The sequence below is a fragment of the Shewanella sp. MEBiC00475 genome (genome assembly GCF_005234075.1).
Taxonomy (GTDB): Bacteria; Pseudomonadota; Gammaproteobacteria; order Enterobacterales; family Shewanellaceae; genus Shewanella; species Shewanella polaris.
In genome coordinates, this window is the sequence record NZ_CP039928.1 from 1,336,369 (window position 1) to 1,352,444 (window position 16,076).

Annotated in this window: 14 protein-coding genes; 8 read left to right on the plus strand and 6 right to left on the minus strand. The window is 41.5% G+C overall.

What is annotated here, in order from left to right; translation table 11 throughout:
* Positions 1-111 precede the first annotated feature (111 nt).
* The 4 genes from FCN25_RS05920 to mdh form a co-directional block, all read right to left on the minus strand.
* Entirely contained in the window at positions 112-792 is a 681-nt protein-coding gene (locus tag FCN25_RS05920; protein ID WP_137227343.1) for a response regulator transcription factor, read from the minus strand.
* Positions 793-916: 124 nt separating this feature from the next.
* On the minus strand, positions 917-3,196 hold the full coding sequence (locus FCN25_RS05925; RefSeq protein ID WP_137222854.1) for a TonB-dependent receptor: 2,280 nt from the start codon (positions 3,194-3,196) through the stop codon (positions 917-919).
* Between the two features lie 217 nt (positions 3,197-3,413).
* Positions 3,414-4,376, minus strand: coding sequence for a PHB depolymerase family esterase (locus FCN25_RS05930; RefSeq protein WP_254693727.1), 963 nt, complete (start codon positions 4,374-4,376; stop codon positions 3,414-3,416).
* A gap of 271 nt (positions 4,377-4,647) precedes the next feature.
* Positions 4,648-5,583 carry a malate dehydrogenase gene (gene mdh, locus FCN25_RS05935; RefSeq protein WP_137222856.1) on the minus strand — a complete coding sequence of 312 codons (936 nt, stop codon included), beginning with the start codon at positions 5,581-5,583 and terminating at the stop codon, positions 4,648-4,650.
* Positions 5,584-6,091: 508 nt separating this feature from the next.
* Here mdh and FCN25_RS05940 point away from each other — a divergent pair.
* Positions 6,092-6,541, plus strand: coding sequence for a GNAT family N-acetyltransferase (locus tag FCN25_RS05940; RefSeq protein WP_137222858.1), 450 nt, complete (start codon positions 6,092-6,094; stop codon positions 6,539-6,541).
* A gap of 115 nt (positions 6,542-6,656) precedes the next feature.
* Here the strand turns inward: FCN25_RS05940 and FCN25_RS05945 are convergent, their stop codons facing one another.
* Together FCN25_RS05945 and FCN25_RS05950 are read right to left on the minus strand one after the other, a co-directional pair.
* Complete coding sequence (locus FCN25_RS05945; protein ID WP_137222860.1) at positions 6,657-7,448, minus strand: ribonuclease H family protein; 792 nt, start codon at positions 7,446-7,448, stop codon at positions 6,657-6,659.
* Positions 7,449-7,611: 163 nt separating this feature from the next.
* Positions 7,612-8,472: a DUF4097 domain-containing protein gene (locus FCN25_RS05950; protein WP_137222862.1), complete on the minus strand. Its 861-nt coding sequence runs from the start codon at positions 8,470-8,472 to the stop codon at positions 7,612-7,614.
* Between the two features lie 277 nt (positions 8,473-8,749).
* Here FCN25_RS05950 and yjjX point away from each other — a divergent pair, with 277 nt between their 5' ends.
* From yjjX to FCN25_RS05985, 7 genes are all read left to right on the plus strand, one after another.
* Positions 8,750-9,322: an inosine/xanthosine triphosphatase gene (gene yjjX, locus FCN25_RS05955; protein WP_137222864.1), complete on the plus strand. Its 573-nt coding sequence runs from the start codon at positions 8,750-8,752 to the stop codon at positions 9,320-9,322.
* Positions 9,315-9,836, plus strand: a complete 522-nt coding sequence (locus FCN25_RS05960; protein WP_137222873.1) for a GNAT family N-acetyltransferase — start codon at positions 9,315-9,317, stop codon at positions 9,834-9,836. The genes yjjX and FCN25_RS05960 overlap by 8 nt, the downstream gene beginning before the upstream one ends.
* A 143-nt stretch (positions 9,837-9,979) precedes the next feature.
* Positions 9,980-11,020, plus strand: coding sequence for an NADP(H)-dependent aldo-keto reductase (locus tag FCN25_RS05965; RefSeq protein ID WP_137222875.1), 1,041 nt, complete (start codon positions 9,980-9,982; stop codon positions 11,018-11,020).
* A gap of 99 nt (positions 11,021-11,119) precedes the next feature.
* On the plus strand, positions 11,120-12,409 hold the full coding sequence (locus FCN25_RS05970) for an aminotransferase class V-fold PLP-dependent enzyme (RefSeq protein ID WP_137222877.1): 1,290 nt from the start codon (positions 11,120-11,122) through the stop codon (positions 12,407-12,409).
* 65 nt (positions 12,410-12,474) lie between these two features.
* Positions 12,475-12,930, plus strand: a complete 456-nt coding sequence (locus FCN25_RS05975; protein WP_137222879.1) for a SufE family protein — start codon at positions 12,475-12,477, stop codon at positions 12,928-12,930.
* Between the two features lie 27 nt (positions 12,931-12,957).
* Complete coding sequence (locus FCN25_RS05980; RefSeq protein WP_137222881.1) at positions 12,958-14,124, plus strand: membrane dipeptidase; 1,167 nt, start codon at positions 12,958-12,960, stop codon at positions 14,122-14,124.
* Between the two features lie 627 nt (positions 14,125-14,751).
* Positions 14,752-16,065: a coproporphyrinogen III oxidase family protein gene (locus FCN25_RS05985; protein WP_137222883.1), complete on the plus strand. Its 1,314-nt coding sequence runs from the start codon at positions 14,752-14,754 to the stop codon at positions 16,063-16,065.
* The last annotated feature ends 11 nt before the right edge of the window (positions 16,066-16,076 follow it).

Below are 16,076 nucleotides of genomic sequence, written 5' to 3' on the forward strand. Positions count from 1 at the left end.
TTGACCACAAAAAATGCCTCACAATGAGGCATTTTTGAGTTAACTCTTTAGTCGCTATTATTATCAATCTTTAACCGCAATCAATGGTCATAACGATTCGTTGGTGCTACATCATGAGGCTTCTACATCCACCTGCTGGTTTTCAGTTGAAGTGATCATTAATTGTTGAAACACCAGCCCAGCTTGAGTGCGATTGTTGATTTCAAGTTTGAGTAAAATCGCTGAGACATGTTTTTTTACCGTGGTTTCTTTAATGCTTAAGTCATACGCTATTTGTTTATTTAGCCTACCATTGGCTATATTAGCCAGCACAGTGTATTGCTGCGGCGTGAGTTGGGCTAATTGCTTTGCTAAACGTTGATGTTCTGCAGCGGTGTGTTGATCGGCACTAATATTGGTGTGCTCTGGTAACCAAATATCCCCTTCAAGCACAGTATCAATCGCCGTTGATATTTGGGTTAAATTGGCTGATTTTGGAATGAAAGCACTGGCGCCAAAATTGATCGCCTTGCGGATAATCTCCGGCTGGTCGTCAGATGACACCATGATAACCACGATATCTGGGAAGTGATTTTGCAATAACGTCAGTCCGGTAAAGCCATCGTTTCCCGGCATATGCAAATCAATAAAGATAAGCTCAATATCTGAGTGCTGCTCCACTATGGCGATTAACTCTTGAAAGTTTTCCGCCTCTAGCACTTGTGCGTTATTAACACTTTTAAGTACGGCTTGGGTTAACGCTGCACGAAATAGCGGATGGTCATCTGCAATTGCCACTTTAATTTGAGACATCATTGGCTCCCTAACATTGCGCTGATATTATTATTTTCGGGTCGCGCATACTTCATATCTAAAAAGAATAACCGGTTCTAACGAGACCGGCTATTCTTCTTATGTCTATCAATTAAACAACGTTTTAGAACTTATAGCCAACGGTTAATGAAATCGTCTCCGGATCGCCATAGTAACCAATTAAGGTGTTATCGCCGCCTAGCCCTGGCGTAAAATCGCCATTACCTGTTGGCGTGACAAAGGCGTAGTTACCCACTAAATACTCTTCATCGGTGACGTTTTTCCAATGTAATCCAGCATTCCAATGGCCATCATTGCTATACCAATTCACACCAAAATTCAGTAGTCCGTATCCATCCTGACTCAATAAGTTATCCACTACCGCTAAGTCATAATCACTACGGTAATAGTAATTACCATTAATGATAAAGCTGCCAACGTCGGCTTCAATACTATAACTAAACCCTAGGTTTGCCGTGGTATCCGGAGTATTGGTAATAGTGTAAGTATCGCTAATATCGATTTTATTGCCAAGATCGTCATATGAAATCACTTCGTCAAAAGTGGCGTCAATTAAGCCAACATTAGCAAATAAATTAAGTGATTCTGTCGCAGCATATTCAACTTCAAGTTCTAGGCCTGTCGCCGTAGACTTACCGATGTTTCCTAAACGCTGATTAAGGTCTGAATCATCTTCTCCTGGTAACACTGTGACAAACTGACGGTCTTTATGATCAAGATAAAATAGCGTTGCATTAACACGAAGATTATCGTTCCATTCGCTCTTCACACCTATTTCATATGAATCAACTGTTTCAGGATCAACCGCGGGTTCCGCGCCTGTCGCTCTAGGGTTAAACGTACCCGATTTGAACCCTTGTGAGTAGCTGGTAAACACCATCATATCTTCATTTACTTGGTATTCTAAACCGATCCGCGGATTGAATTTAGACCATGTTTCTTCATCATCTAGCACTTTAGGAACTTGAGATTCAATTAATGCGTCATCGCGCACAAACCCAGGATACCAGTCAGTTTCTGGATAAATGCTATCGAATATCACGCCATTATAAACGGTGGCGTCTTTAGATTCGCGGGTATAACGGCCACCTAATGTCATCGATAGCTTTTCAGTAAAGTCGTATGAACCTTGCATATAAGCAGCATAGCTTTCGCTATTATTACAACCACTCACCTCACGCGTTAGTCCGCCATATGCTTTAAAGGCTTCTTCTAAAATAGCATCGAAAACACCACAAGAATCACCGTCAAAATAGTAAATTCCAGACACTATATTAAGATTGTCACTTTCGTAATTTACTTGGAACTCTTGGCTAAACTGCTCATCTTCGTAGATAGCTGGCACATCGAAAATACGTAAACTGGTATTATCAAAGTCGATGTTGGTTAGAGACTCGCCTTCACGCTTGGCTGAAACCGACTTTACGCTCCAATGTTCATTGAGATTATATTCAACCGTCGCGCTCCACCCTTCTGTTTCGACTTTGTTCCATGTAGGCATACTGGTGTAGGAGTCGTATTTGCTATCAGGTACTGGTGCGTCAGTTAATAAGCTAGGAAGTAGGCGATAGCCGCCTTTTGAGTTGGAGTCATCTTGGGTTTTATCATACGTAAAACGCATAAATAGATCGTCTGTTGGCGAGTATTCAACGCTTAAACGACCCGCCATAACATCTTTGTTATAGTTTTCGGTATCTTGGCCATCTAATGCCGAGGTTTTAAATTCACCAAAACCGTCACGGTTTAAACTCGCAAAGGCAAAACCAACATAGAGCTTGTCATCAACAATGGGGAGTTGCCCGGCCACTTTGACGTCCTTTTGCCCGTAACTACCAACGGTACCTTTAAGGCTTAATTCTCCATCGCCAGACATTTTTTTAGTAACATATTTAATCGCACCACCAATGGTGTTTTTGCCGTATAACGTGCCTTGTGGTCCACGAAGTACCTCAATACGTTGTACATCAAGAATGTCTAACACCGCGCCCTGCGGACGTGCAATATAGACATCATCAATGTAAATACCGACACCAGGCTCGTAGCCCCAAAGTGGATCTTCTTGACCCACGCCACGAATAAAAGCGGTAAGCGTAGAGTTAGTGCCTCGGCTAGATTGCAATGTGGTATTGGGCGAAAACTGCTGAATTTCAGTCATTACGCTGATGCCGTTTTCTGCCAACTCTGTTGCACTGACCGATGTCACTGCCACAGGCACATTTTGTAAGCTTTCGACTGTTTTACGAGCAGTCACTTCAATGCGCTCTAATACAGGTTGTTTGTCGACGCTGTTATTTTGTTCTTCTGCGGCAACGGCATACTGCGCGCTTAACACTGACGAAATGGCTAAGGCAATACAGCTCATTTTAATAGTATTCTGTTTCATACAGATCCCCGTTGTAATATTTATTATTAATGGTTTTGCTTACTACTAATTCTGGTTTACGACTGATTTTTATTTATTACTATTTGTTCACATATTGACTGTATAGTATTTTTAACAACATTGAATCGGTACTATAGTAGTATGTGTTTTGGTCTAGGCATTAAAAAACAAATAATTAATTAATAACAAAAACAGAATGTTATATGTTTTACTTTGATTAAAGCCCCCAAAGCTTAATCACTTCTATCACACTGCTTATTGGTGCCCTAAGCAGGTAATCACTTTCTTCACCTCCATGTTTTATGTCTGGATTGACGGCAATGCCGTGACCAAAATTTTTAATAGTAACGAGTTCGATTGACAGCTTATTCTGAGGATCTTTCCAGCGCGAAATACTGTAGCCAGATTCATTTGTTACCGTTGGCTTAGCGTTAGATTGAGTTAACACTTGCCATTGAGATGCGAGCATTTGCGCATTGTTAGCATTGACGACATTGTCACTGTCACCTGTCCAGATACTTAATGAAGGCCAACGTGTTTGTTGAGGATGTATTGCTTTAGCAAATTGGGCTAATTCTTCAACCGACTGCGCTGGCCCTTGCTTCATACAAGAGATGGCTTTGATCAAATTGTCGGCACAGGGATATGGCAACCCAGCGATGACTGCTCCACTTTGAAATAGATTGGGGTAATTGACGATTGCAGCGCTCGCCATGGCGCCACCCGCTGATAACCCGATGACATAAACATGCTTCGCAGCTAGTTTTTCTTGAGTGGTGACTATCATATTTTTTATCGATAACATTTCACCACTGTCTATCTGCGTATCTTGACTTGCAAACCAGTTGAAACAACCCTTTACGTTATTGTCATAGCTTTGTTGTGGCACTAGAACCGCAAAATGATGCTCTAACGCCAATGACGTTAGGCCACTTTTATTCGCCAATTCGACACCGTCTTGAATACAACCATGCAGTAACACCACCAAAGATAAATCCCCGGCATGAGAAGCATTTGAGGCTTGCGTCACAGGAAGATAAAAGCTTGTCAACGCACCGGGATTATCACCAAAATCGGTGAGTGGTAGATAAGGGGTTTCTGTTGCTTGAGCCGGTAGCATCGAAACAATCCAACCCAGTAAAAGAAGCGGCATGGTTAAGCTGTATTTTTTATTTCTCATTTCAGCGGTTTCCAAATTTAACATATTCATAACTTGCTGATTTTTGCTCCAAACTGCAATGGCACTTTAGATCCACATGGAAAACTTATACCTGTATGGCGAAGAAAGATTAAAGGGTAAGCCTGCTGTAATGAAGGATTATGAGGAGTAGACAATGTGAATGATGAAATAGGAATAAACCGAGATGCTAAATGCTAGAAGATAGGCTTTTAAACGAAAAAAAACGCGAAACCCAGAAGGCTTCGCGTTTTTTAGACCATAAATTTGTTAATTACTTAACAAATTCAACGCCTAATTTAATATCAGCTTTAAGGGTATCTAACATTGCATCACGAGCGTTAGCTTCGAATGCGCTGATTTCACCGTAAGGTAATACTTTTTCTACGCCGTTTTTGCCAAGAAGTACTGGCTGGGCGAAGAATGTAGCGTGCTCACTGCCGCCGTCAACATAGGCACATTCGACTACGTTAGCTTCGCCTTGAAGACCACGTACCAATGATAAACCAAAGCGACATGCAGCTTGGCCCATTGATAATGTTGCGCTACCGCCACCGGCTTTAGCTTCAACAACTTCGGTACCTGCGTTTTGAATGCGAGTTGTCATTGCTGCCACTTCTTCGTCAGTGAAAGTAACACCTTCAACTTGAGAAAGTAGTGGAAGAATAGTCACACCGCTGTGTCCGCCGATTACGTTAACTTTAACGTCAGCAACTTTTAAGCCTTTAAGCTCAGCGATGAAGGTTTCGCTACGAATAACGTCAAGTGTTGTGATACCGAACAAACGGTTTTTATCATATACACCAGCATTTTTTAATACTTCAGCAGCAATCGCAACAGTCGTGTTAACTGGGTTAGTAATAATACCCACTAATGCTTTAGGGCAAGTTACAGCCACTTTTTCCATTAGGTTACGCACGATACCAGCGTTGATGTTGAATAGATCTGAGCGATCCATACCAGGCTTACGCGCAACGCCGGCAGACATTAACACTACGTCAGCACCAACCAATGCATCGGTAGGATCTTGACCAGCAAAACCTTTTACTTCTACATCTGTTGGGATGTGACTTAAGTCAACCGCAACACCAGGAGTAACAGGAGCGATGTCATAAAGAGACAACTTTGAGCCCGCAGGCAGTTGAGTTTTTAACAGTAAAGCTAGAGCCTGGCCGATACCACCAGCAGCACCCAATACAGCAACTTTCATAATTATCTCCATCAATTTATGCAGTTTGTGACATAGATCTAAATTGTCGTGGCGTCACATTACTGCAAAGTCACAAAAATTTCAATTATACGTTAGTGGAGAGGTATAAATAAGTGAGCGCTAATTCACAACTTGATGGCAACAAGCTGAAAGCTATAAGCATTTGTTACTACAGAAATAATCTAAAATACAGCATAAATTGGTGTCTTGGTTATTTTGTAAGCAGTTTTATGTATGCCTTAGAAATTTACGATATTGAATAAAATTCATTTAGGTGTTTTATTTATCCTCATAATAACAATACCAAGTTAATTGAGTCACATTAAGGTGTTTATTTTACCGTGATTGAATTCTGTTACGAGATGCCATAATCATGCTTGGCCATGATTGCTGCCACTAAGCAATAAATAGAGTAAAAACGTACACATTTGCTGCCACCGTAAACCAATACATTTTACAAATGTCGCGGTATGATATTAACAAAATACCCTATAAAAACGAGAAATTCATGACAATTAGAATAGGCCAACATGCCGACCTACACGCCCTAGTTCAGTTTAACCAAGCCATGGCAATGGAAACTGAAAATCTATCATTAGACACAGAGCAATTGACTCGCGGTGTTGAAGGACTGCTTACCCATCCTGAACGAGGGGTATATTTAGTCGCCGAAGTTGATGGTGAAATAGCTGGCTCGTTAATGGTCACTTACGAATGGAGCGACTGGCGCGCAAGTAATTATTATTGGATCCAAAGCGTGTACATACGTCCGCAAAATCGTCGTCAGGGTATTTATGGCAAGCTTTATCAAGCGGTAAAAGACTTAGCAGCAGATAATGGTGGCACGGCAAGTTTTCGATTGTATGTTGAACATGACAATAAAATTGCCCAAAAAACCTATGAATCTCTGGGTATGGAGCAAAGCCATTACTTAATGTATGAAGAAAACACTAAGTAAGCGTAAGTTATTATAAGTAATTGTAAATTACACATAAAAAAGCCGGAAAAATCCGGCTTTTTTGTAGTTATTTTTCAAGAAATCTAAGGCGTTTAATGTAGGGCTAGGACAATAACTAGCCTGTGCGCAACGCAAGAATTTTATTGATATCTAATGGTGCAGTAAATTGGCTAAATGCTTTGTGCTGCTGATCAATCGCATGAATTGACATTCGGTCTGCCAGTTCATTACCTTCAATACCAATGTGCGCTGCAACATGCTGAAGCACGATATCGTCTTTCATTGCATCATATAGCTCATGAGCTTGTTTGATGATCTCCAGATTGGCGATTTCACCGGTTTTTCGAGTCCAGTTTTTGGCTTTCCAACCATATGCCCACTCACAAACACATTTAATTGAATACTGTGAGTCACTCATAATTTGCACTGTTTCACCAGCATCAATCACTTTTTTTGCCTTAATCAGTGCCTGATGTAGCGCATTGAGTTCGGCGGTATTATTGGTGCCATTAGGGTTATACAAACCAAACCATAACTCGGCTAACTCGCCTTTGTGGTATATCGCCATTCCAGAACCTGCTTTGCCAGGATTAGGTTCGCAACCACCGTCGGTGTAAATCACTACATCGAATTGGCTTAGTACCGTTTGATTAGCCGCAAGGGTTTTGGTTGATACTCCAACCCCAGCAGATTTAAGAGCTGATGAACCGCTGGCCGTTTTTGCGGGTGCACTTTTGCCTATACTGCTTGCTGGCGATTTAGCAAATGCGGCTTTAGCTTCCGTTTCTGTGGCAAAAGATTTGTATTTAGCTTGCGGGTACTTGTCAACGGAACGCTTAGTGACATCCCAACTGGTAAAAATGCCCGTTTCTCGACCGGCCCATACTACGTAAAACTTCTTTGCCATGATGCGACTCTAATTTCAATAATGCTAACTTCGCTGATAACGTGGTTGCATGATGCCATGATTAAACTCGGCTTTGAAACAAAAATGCATGTTGTATGTAACAGTTGCAGTTAACTTGAACATTTTAAGCCAATTACTTAAATTTGACTGGCTTTGCTGGGGATCAGTCTAGGCTCAGTGGTCCATCGATATTTTGATAATCAACACTACCAGAACCCGAATTAACAATGGTCAAACCTTTGGTATTAGCCACATCAATACCACCGGAACTATCATTTATCTTAACCAATCCAGAGACTTGTTCAACCTTGATTGAACCCGAACCATCGTCAATACTCACATCACCAACAACATTGTTAATACCAATAGACCCAGAGCCATCTTGTAATATTATGCCGCCATTAACGTCAGTAATATTGATAGAGCCAGAACCATCAACAAGTGACAATTTACCAGTATTATTCAACACGACACTGCCCGAACCATCGGTTAATACCAAGTTACCAATATTATTGATTACAATGCTGCCCGACCCATCGATTAACTCAATATCAGCACTGACATCCTCAATTTGAATAGAACCTGAACCGTCTTTAATATTGAGAGCTAACGTTGACGGCACTTTAACCAATAAATCGATAAAAGGTGACTCGCCAAAAAATTGGTCGCTGTGTATTTCTGATAACAAATAGGCTTTGTCACCTTTGCGGGTCAAACTGAGTTTAATTTCTATATCATCTTGATCTAATGACGGGGTATAGATGTCCGCATGGACTTCGACTTCTTTGAGACCTTCGACACCGACGACAGTTAACTTACCAGCCCCTGTTTTGGCGACTAATTCGGTTAATGACCCCGTATCAAGCTTCAATTGCTGTTGTACTAAGTTAAGATCTGGATGAGCTTGATCAGACTGTTGCGATAATGAAAATACTGACTCTGCTTCACTATGCGAAGCACCAAATATTGTCGCACCTAAAATAAGCCCGACCGTGACACTAATGGTTGCGATACGAATAGACATTAGATTAATTCCCTTTATGAGGATAAAAATAAGCTTAGCTCACTAAACAATTTTTATTAACAAGGTTAGCTGATGTTTGTATGAGTTAGCGGTAATTAACCATCAATTAGCATTTTTCATACCAACTAAACAAGTTATTATTTTACAATGGGTTAGCGTTATTATTAATAAAAGTAACTCAGCCATTAAACCAAAAAGGATTAAAATCCCATACAATGTGGTTAACTTCACCACTGTTATCATTACAGTTAACTAAAACAACAAAGAAAATAGCCCTATGCCGACGTCTCCAGCAATACCAAACACTTTAGATATCATTGTGGGTTCAACCAACCCAGTAAAAATAAGTGCAGCACAACACGCTATTGAACAATACTTTCCAGATGTTCAAATACGTTGCAGTGGCATGCATGCCCCCTCATTAGTGGCAGACCAACCCATGACCGAAGCAGAAACAAAACTGGGGGCTATCAACCGTGCTCAATTTTGCCAAGCTAATGCAACAAGCCTAAATCAACACGCTGATTTTTATGTGGCAATGGAAGGCGGTGTCGACCAGTTTGATAACGGACCAGCCACCTTTGCTTATATGGCCATTATCCATAACGACACATTATCAGTCGGCCGCAGTGCTAATTTACCTTTGCCACAGAAAGTGTTTAACGCCTTGCAAGCTGGTGAAGAGCTTGGTCACGTCATGGATCGTTTGTTTAACACCCATAATATAAAACAAAAAGGCGGCGCTATCGGTTTGTTAACCCGAGGTTTAGCCACCCGAGAAAGTATTTATACCCAAGCGTTAGTGCTGGCAATGGTGCCTTTTATCAATATGGAGTTTTTTAATGACTGATAATCATCCAGTAAATGCCACTAACGCTAACATGCATCCAAGCGTGATCCGCGAGCTACTAGCCCAAGACAATGCCGCATTAGCAGCAGTTATTCGTGAAGTGTCAGCAGAATACGGCTTAACCCCAGACAAAGGCTTTAGCGTAGCAGACACAACCCTCGACTGTTTAAGTGAGGTATATCAAGCTGAAGGCTCACAATACTGGGTGATTGAATACCAAGGTGAAGTGGTTGGCGGCGCAGGTATAGCGCCATTAGCAGAAAATGACGGCGTGTGTGAACTGCAGAAAATGTATTTTTCCCGCACTATTCGCGGCCAAGGTATGGCCAAGGCTATAACACGCCAATGTATTGAGTTTGCCCAACAGCAAGGCTATCAATCGATGTATTTAGAAACCACCGCCATATTGGTTGAAGCCCTGGGTTTATATGAAAAATTGGGCTTTATCCACTGTGAGCATTTAGGTGAAACGGGTCACGATGCCTGCGAAATCGCGATGATAATGAAGTTGTAGCGCATAAACTATTCTATTATTCTCCAAAAATAGCTGCACTAGATTGTTTTTTGAGCAGTTTCATTACGACTTTATTATAGCGCTTTGCAATAACCCAAAAGCTTGGTAGCCTCAAATTAAGCACATTCCATAGGAGGATCATAATGGAATATCAACGTATCGCGCATTCTAGCCTTGAGGTGAGTAAAATCTGCCTCGGCACCATGACTTGGGGTGAACAAAATACTCAAGCCGAAGCTTTTGCTCAACTCGATTATGCTATTGGTCAAGGCGTTAACTTTATTGATACTGCTGAAATGTACCCTGTTCCACCTAAAGCAGAAACCCAAGGTGAAACCGAACGCATTATTGGTAACTACCTCAAAGCACAAGGTAATCGCGACAATTTAGTGATTGCCACTAAAGTGGCTGCCCCTGGTGGTAAAGGTGATTACATCCGTAAAGATATGGCTCTCGATTGGCGCAACATCCATCAAGCAGTTGATGACTCATTAGCGCGCTTACAAATCGACACTATCGATTTGTACCAAGTACATTGGCCGGATAGAAACACCAATTTCTTCGGTGAAATGATGTATGAACACGACGAAGAAGAGCATTACACTCCTATTTTGGACACCCTTGAAGCCTTAGCGGAAATCATTAAGCAAGGTAAAGTGCGTTATATCGGCATTTCTAATGAGACCCCTTGGGGCTTTATGAAATACCTAAAATTAGCCGAAAAGCACGATTTGCCGCGTATTATCAGTGTTCAAAATCCATACAACTTGCTGAATCGCAGCTACGAAATCGCCATGTCTGAAATCAGTTATCGTGAAGATGTGCCGTTATTAGCTTATTCGCCGTTAGCCTTTGGTGCTTTAACTGGTAAATACGAAAATAATCAGTGGCCTGAAGGCGCGCGTTTAACGGTATTTAAACGTTTTGCCCGCTACAACAGTACCCCAATGGCACTGGAAGCGACGCAAGCTTATATCGATTTGGCCCGTGAGTTTAGTTTATCTCCCACCGAAATGGCCCTAGCGTTTGTAAATAGCCGCAAATTTGTCGCCGCTAACATTATTGGTGCCACCGATTTACATCAGTTAAAGCAAAACATCGACAGTCATAAAGTCAGCTTATCTGCTGAGTTGATGGGCAGAATTAACGAGTTATCGGCGTTATATCGTTTCCCTTGTCCGTAAGCTCACGTCATTAGGCTTATTGCCACAAAGCCTTGCATTAGGCATCAAGATCACTGAAGATCTTGATGCCTTTTCTTTTTAATACAGAAACCCTTATTTATGAAGCCTGCATCGTCATCATCGTCTGCCGTTTTATTTGATCATCAAGCATTGCGCGATCAATTCCCGGCACTTAAACAGACCATTGGCGATCATCCTTTGTGCTACTTAGACACCGCAGCCACTAGCCAAAAGCCGCAAGCGGTGATTGATGCGATGACCGAGTACTACCAACTCAACAACGCCAATGTGCACCGTGCAGCGCATCAATTATCAGCAAGGGCAACTCAGCAATATGAAGCGGTTAGGCAACAAGTGGCTGAATTTATCCACGCCCAGCGTCAAGACGAAATCATTTTTACCCACGGCACCACAGAATCGATCAACATGGTGGCCTACGGACTGACTTCGCAAATCAAGCCAAATGATGTGATATTAATTGATACTGCAGCTCACCACGCCAATATTGTTCCTTGGCAGGAACTGGCAAAGCGCACCGGTGCGGTGATCAAACAGATCCCGTTAACGTCAGATGCACAGCTAGATATAGCCGCTTTTGAGCAGCTATTAACCCTTAAACCTAAAGTGGTAGCCCTATGCCATGTGTCAAATGCCTTGGGCACATTAAACCCAGTCAATGAGCTAATCGCAAAAGCCAAAGCCGTCGGCGCGCTAACCTTAGTTGATGGCGCTCAGGCCATTGCCCATTTACCGGTTGATGTACAACAAATTGATTGTGACTTTTATGTGTTTTCAGGCCATAAAATGTATGGGCCAACAGGCGTGGGAATTTTATATGGTCGATTTCATCAACTCGATCAATTAACCCCAATGCTCACTGGCGGCGAGATGATCAAAACCGTGAGTTTTGAGCAGACTGAATTTGGTGCGTTACCTAATCGCCTTGAAGCTGGCACGCCCGCTATCGCAGAAGTCATTGGCCTAGGGGCAGCAATTCATTTTTTACAACAATTGCCCCGCGAACAACTGCTCGCCCATGAACAACAATTGATCCACTACTTACAACAGCAACTGCAACAACTTGGCGCTATTGAGTTGTATGGTATTGCCAAGGATAGTCACGGCGAACAGAAGCTCTTAACTGAGAATCACAGCCATAATGTTGGCGCAGTCGCTTTCAATCTACAAGGTGAACATCACCAAGATGTAGGAATTTTACTCGACCAACAAGCTGTGGCCGTTCGTTGTGGTCATCATTGCGCTATGCCGCTGATGACCAGTCTTAATTTAAGCGGCTGTTGCCGTGCGTCTATTGGCATCTATACTAATAAGCAAGATGTTGATCAATTTATTCATGCACTTAATACTGTAAAAGAGTTATTGTTATAGTGTTAAGGTACAACACGCGGCTCCTGATGTATCTTTTCTCTACAACCGAGGTTATTTGAATTACCATGTTAAACCCAAGCACTACACCTTCACCGCAGTTATTTTCGCCTTTATCGGTTGAATTAGTTGAAGCCGTTAGCCTCATTGAGCAAGCTAATAACTGGCAAGATAAATACCGTCAGATAATGTTATTAGGAAAGTTATTACCGCCACTCGCAGCAGAATTTAAACAGCCGGATGCACAAGTTAAAGGCTGTGAAAGCCAAGCATGGTTGTACCATTACATGCTAAATGGGCAACATTTTTATCTGGCTGATAGCGATGCTCGTATTGTAAAAGGCTTAATTGGATTATTACTGGTCGCCTGCCAAAGTAAAACCACCGATCAAATACAGCAATTTGATGTAAAACAGTATTTTGATCGTCTCGGATTAAGTGGCCAATTAAGTCCATCTCGTACCAATGGCTTAACTGCGTTAGCGAACGCCATCGTTACCTATACACAAGATGTTGGTACCTGAAACACCTGCCAACACTAAGGAATAATAATGACTCAAAAAGTCTGTAACCAAGCTCGCCGTCATATATTAAAAGGCCTTGGAGCAGCCACATTATTAAGCCCTTTAAGCTCATTTCCCGCATGGGCCGCTAAGCCACGTCGTTTATACATCGATGGTTTATCGTTTTTACCGACCGACATCAATGATGTTAAAGCCTCAAAGCTCGATGCCTTTATCGCCGATGTCTCGGCGATAGAAACCATTGAACAAGCTGATGGCACTAAAAATTATAAACGCACTTATCAAGCCTGCATCAACAGTATTACCCAAGCGGCTAACTCAGTAAAAGCCAATCCAGACGTGTATCTGCAAGGGCTTACAGGTACTGATATTAGTAAAGCTAGAACACAGCAACAAACGGCCGTATTTTTTCAAATTCAAGGCGCTGATTGTGTTGAAAATGACAGCTTAAGTAATGAATGGCAACAACTAGATAATTTGCATCAACAGGGTTTACGAGTACTACAGCTGACACACCATTATGGTAATCGTTATGCCGGTGGTGCATTAGATAATAATGGCTTAAATAGTTTGAATACTTCATTAACCGCCGCTGGGCGCGAGCTCATAACAGAGCTTAATCGGAAAAACATTCTTATTGATGTTAGTCACTCAAGCGCCCAAACAGCCCTTGATGCAGTTAAAACCAGCCAGTCTCCTGTAGTGCAAAGCCATGGTGCTGCGCGCACAATTGTAAACAATGCCCGTTGCTCACCCGATGAAGTCATCCGTGCCATTGGCGATAACGGCGGAGTATTTGGGGTGTTTATGATGAGCTTTTGGCTCACCAACAAGCCAATTCCAACGATAGAAGACTACATCAACCAACTCGCTTATATTGCTAAAGTGGGCGGCGTTGATTGCGTAGCAATCGCCAATGACTTCCCACTTCGTGGTCAAGAAAACCTATTAGCGTTAGATAACAATAATAGCGAAGGGATAAAAGAATACCTCGAATGGTGGCACAGCTTAGAAGACAAAAATGTATTAGGTTTTGACGTTGAACCAAAACATGTGGTGATCCCTGAACTCAACAATATCGACCGCATGAGCCGCATCGACGATGCCTTGAAAAAAGCTCGTTTCAAAGCCACAGATCGCGATCGTTTTATGGGTGAAAACTGGCAGCGCGTATTGAAGCAGGTATTACTGTAAAGCTCATCTAAACTAAACCGTTCTGGTTTATTTAGCCCCATAGCAAATCATTTTAGGCTTTGCCATAGTTAGCTTTTAATTAAACATACAGTTAATAGAAGCGCTATGACAAGCAAAAAACCACTATATTGAGCAACGACACAAGATATTGTCAGTGCCATTGTATGAAGAGCATTTACGCTAGTGCTAAGGTACTTAAGTACTTAGCCAATGGTATTCATCCCTTTGTAATACCAATACTCAGGCTTTCAATAATATTTACCCCTACCGACCGCTCAACCTTCAGATAATATGACGACGTTGGAACTGTGGTATATGAGTTCCAGCAGTTACTCATGGTTTTACGCTAATTCAATTAACCTGAAAGTAGTTTTATGCAGCGATTAATAAATAGTTTTCATCAATTAACTATAGATTTTTATGTTTAATAGGTGATAGGCATCAAATTTTAGCAATAAGAAGACTCAGATTTTATACATATTTGTATTTTCATGCCACAGGCAACAGTTTCTTTGTTATCGCTCATTTACGCTATGATTTATAAACTAATTTAGTGCGTAAGCCAATCATGATGACTCACTTAAAGACTCATGCCATTGACTGTATTTTTAAGACTAAGGGCAACTCATGAAAAAATTTCTTTCTACCTCAAGGTTAAACCTTGCCACAAACAGCCTTGACTGGGTGATGGGTCAAACCATAAGACAATCATTAAGTCTAAAAGATGCTGTCGCGCTTGATGAATTAGAGCAACTTAGTGTGCCAGAAAAGCCTATTGAAACGCTTTATATTCATATTCCTTTTTGCCATACTTTGTGCCGCTTTTGCTCATTTCATAAAATTAAATTTAATGAAGGTGTCGCCAAAGAATATTTCAAAGCATTAAGGCAAGAAATTCGTCAAGTCATAGCCCAAGGTTTTAGATTTAATCGGGTGTATATCGGTGGCGGAACCACCACGATCTTAGAAGATGAATTAATCAAAACTATTGAAATGATTAAGTCATTAACATCAATACGTGAAGTGTCATGTGAAAGCGATCCGATTTATTTTAAAGAAGGTAACCCTCATTTACTCAAAGGCTTGGTCGACCGCATGTCGATTGGAATACAAAGCTTTGATGATAGGATTTTAAAAGCCAGCGGTCGTTTTGAAAAATTTGGTAGCGGCTTGCAACAAGCTGAATACGTTAGCCACGCAATTGATATTATACCTACGGTTAATTTAGACATGATGTATGGCTTTAAAATCCAAACACCTGAAACCGTTGCCAGCGACTTAGCCCAAACTATTCGTTTAAATCCAGATCAAATTACCACTTATCCATTAACGATAGGTATTGGTAAAAATCGAAAAAAAGCGGGTGGACTGGCAGGCCGTCCAGAAGACTTATGGCCACAATTTTTAGCGGTAAAAGAAGCCATGAAAGAGCGTTATATTATGGAGTTCCCATGGACCTTCAGCCGCAATTTCGGTCAACCTGTTGAAAATAAATATGTACTTGATGGCGAAGACTGCTTTGGCGTAGGTTCTGGCGCATTCGGCCGCTTTGGTGAGCAATTTAGAATATCCAGTTTTGATATTCCAGATTATATCAACCGTATCAATACTGGGCACTCTGGTACTTGTTATACCAAACCATTACAAAATAAATCACTTTCACAGCATCATTTAATGATGATGATGGGTCACGGCTTATTGGATAATCAACAGTTTAAAGCCCATACAGGCAAGTCTTTGTGGCAAGCATTCCCATTAGAAATGAGCTACTTAATTTCTGCAGGAGCCCTCAATAAACAAGGTAATAATTACACCACTACCGTTGCTGGTCAGTTTATTGCCTTAAAAATGTTCTCAGGCTTTTTGGCTGGAATGGATTATCTACGCGAACAGGCTAGAGACTTGCCGTTAAACACAATAGACACGTCGGCAAGCGCATAAAAAAACTAAAC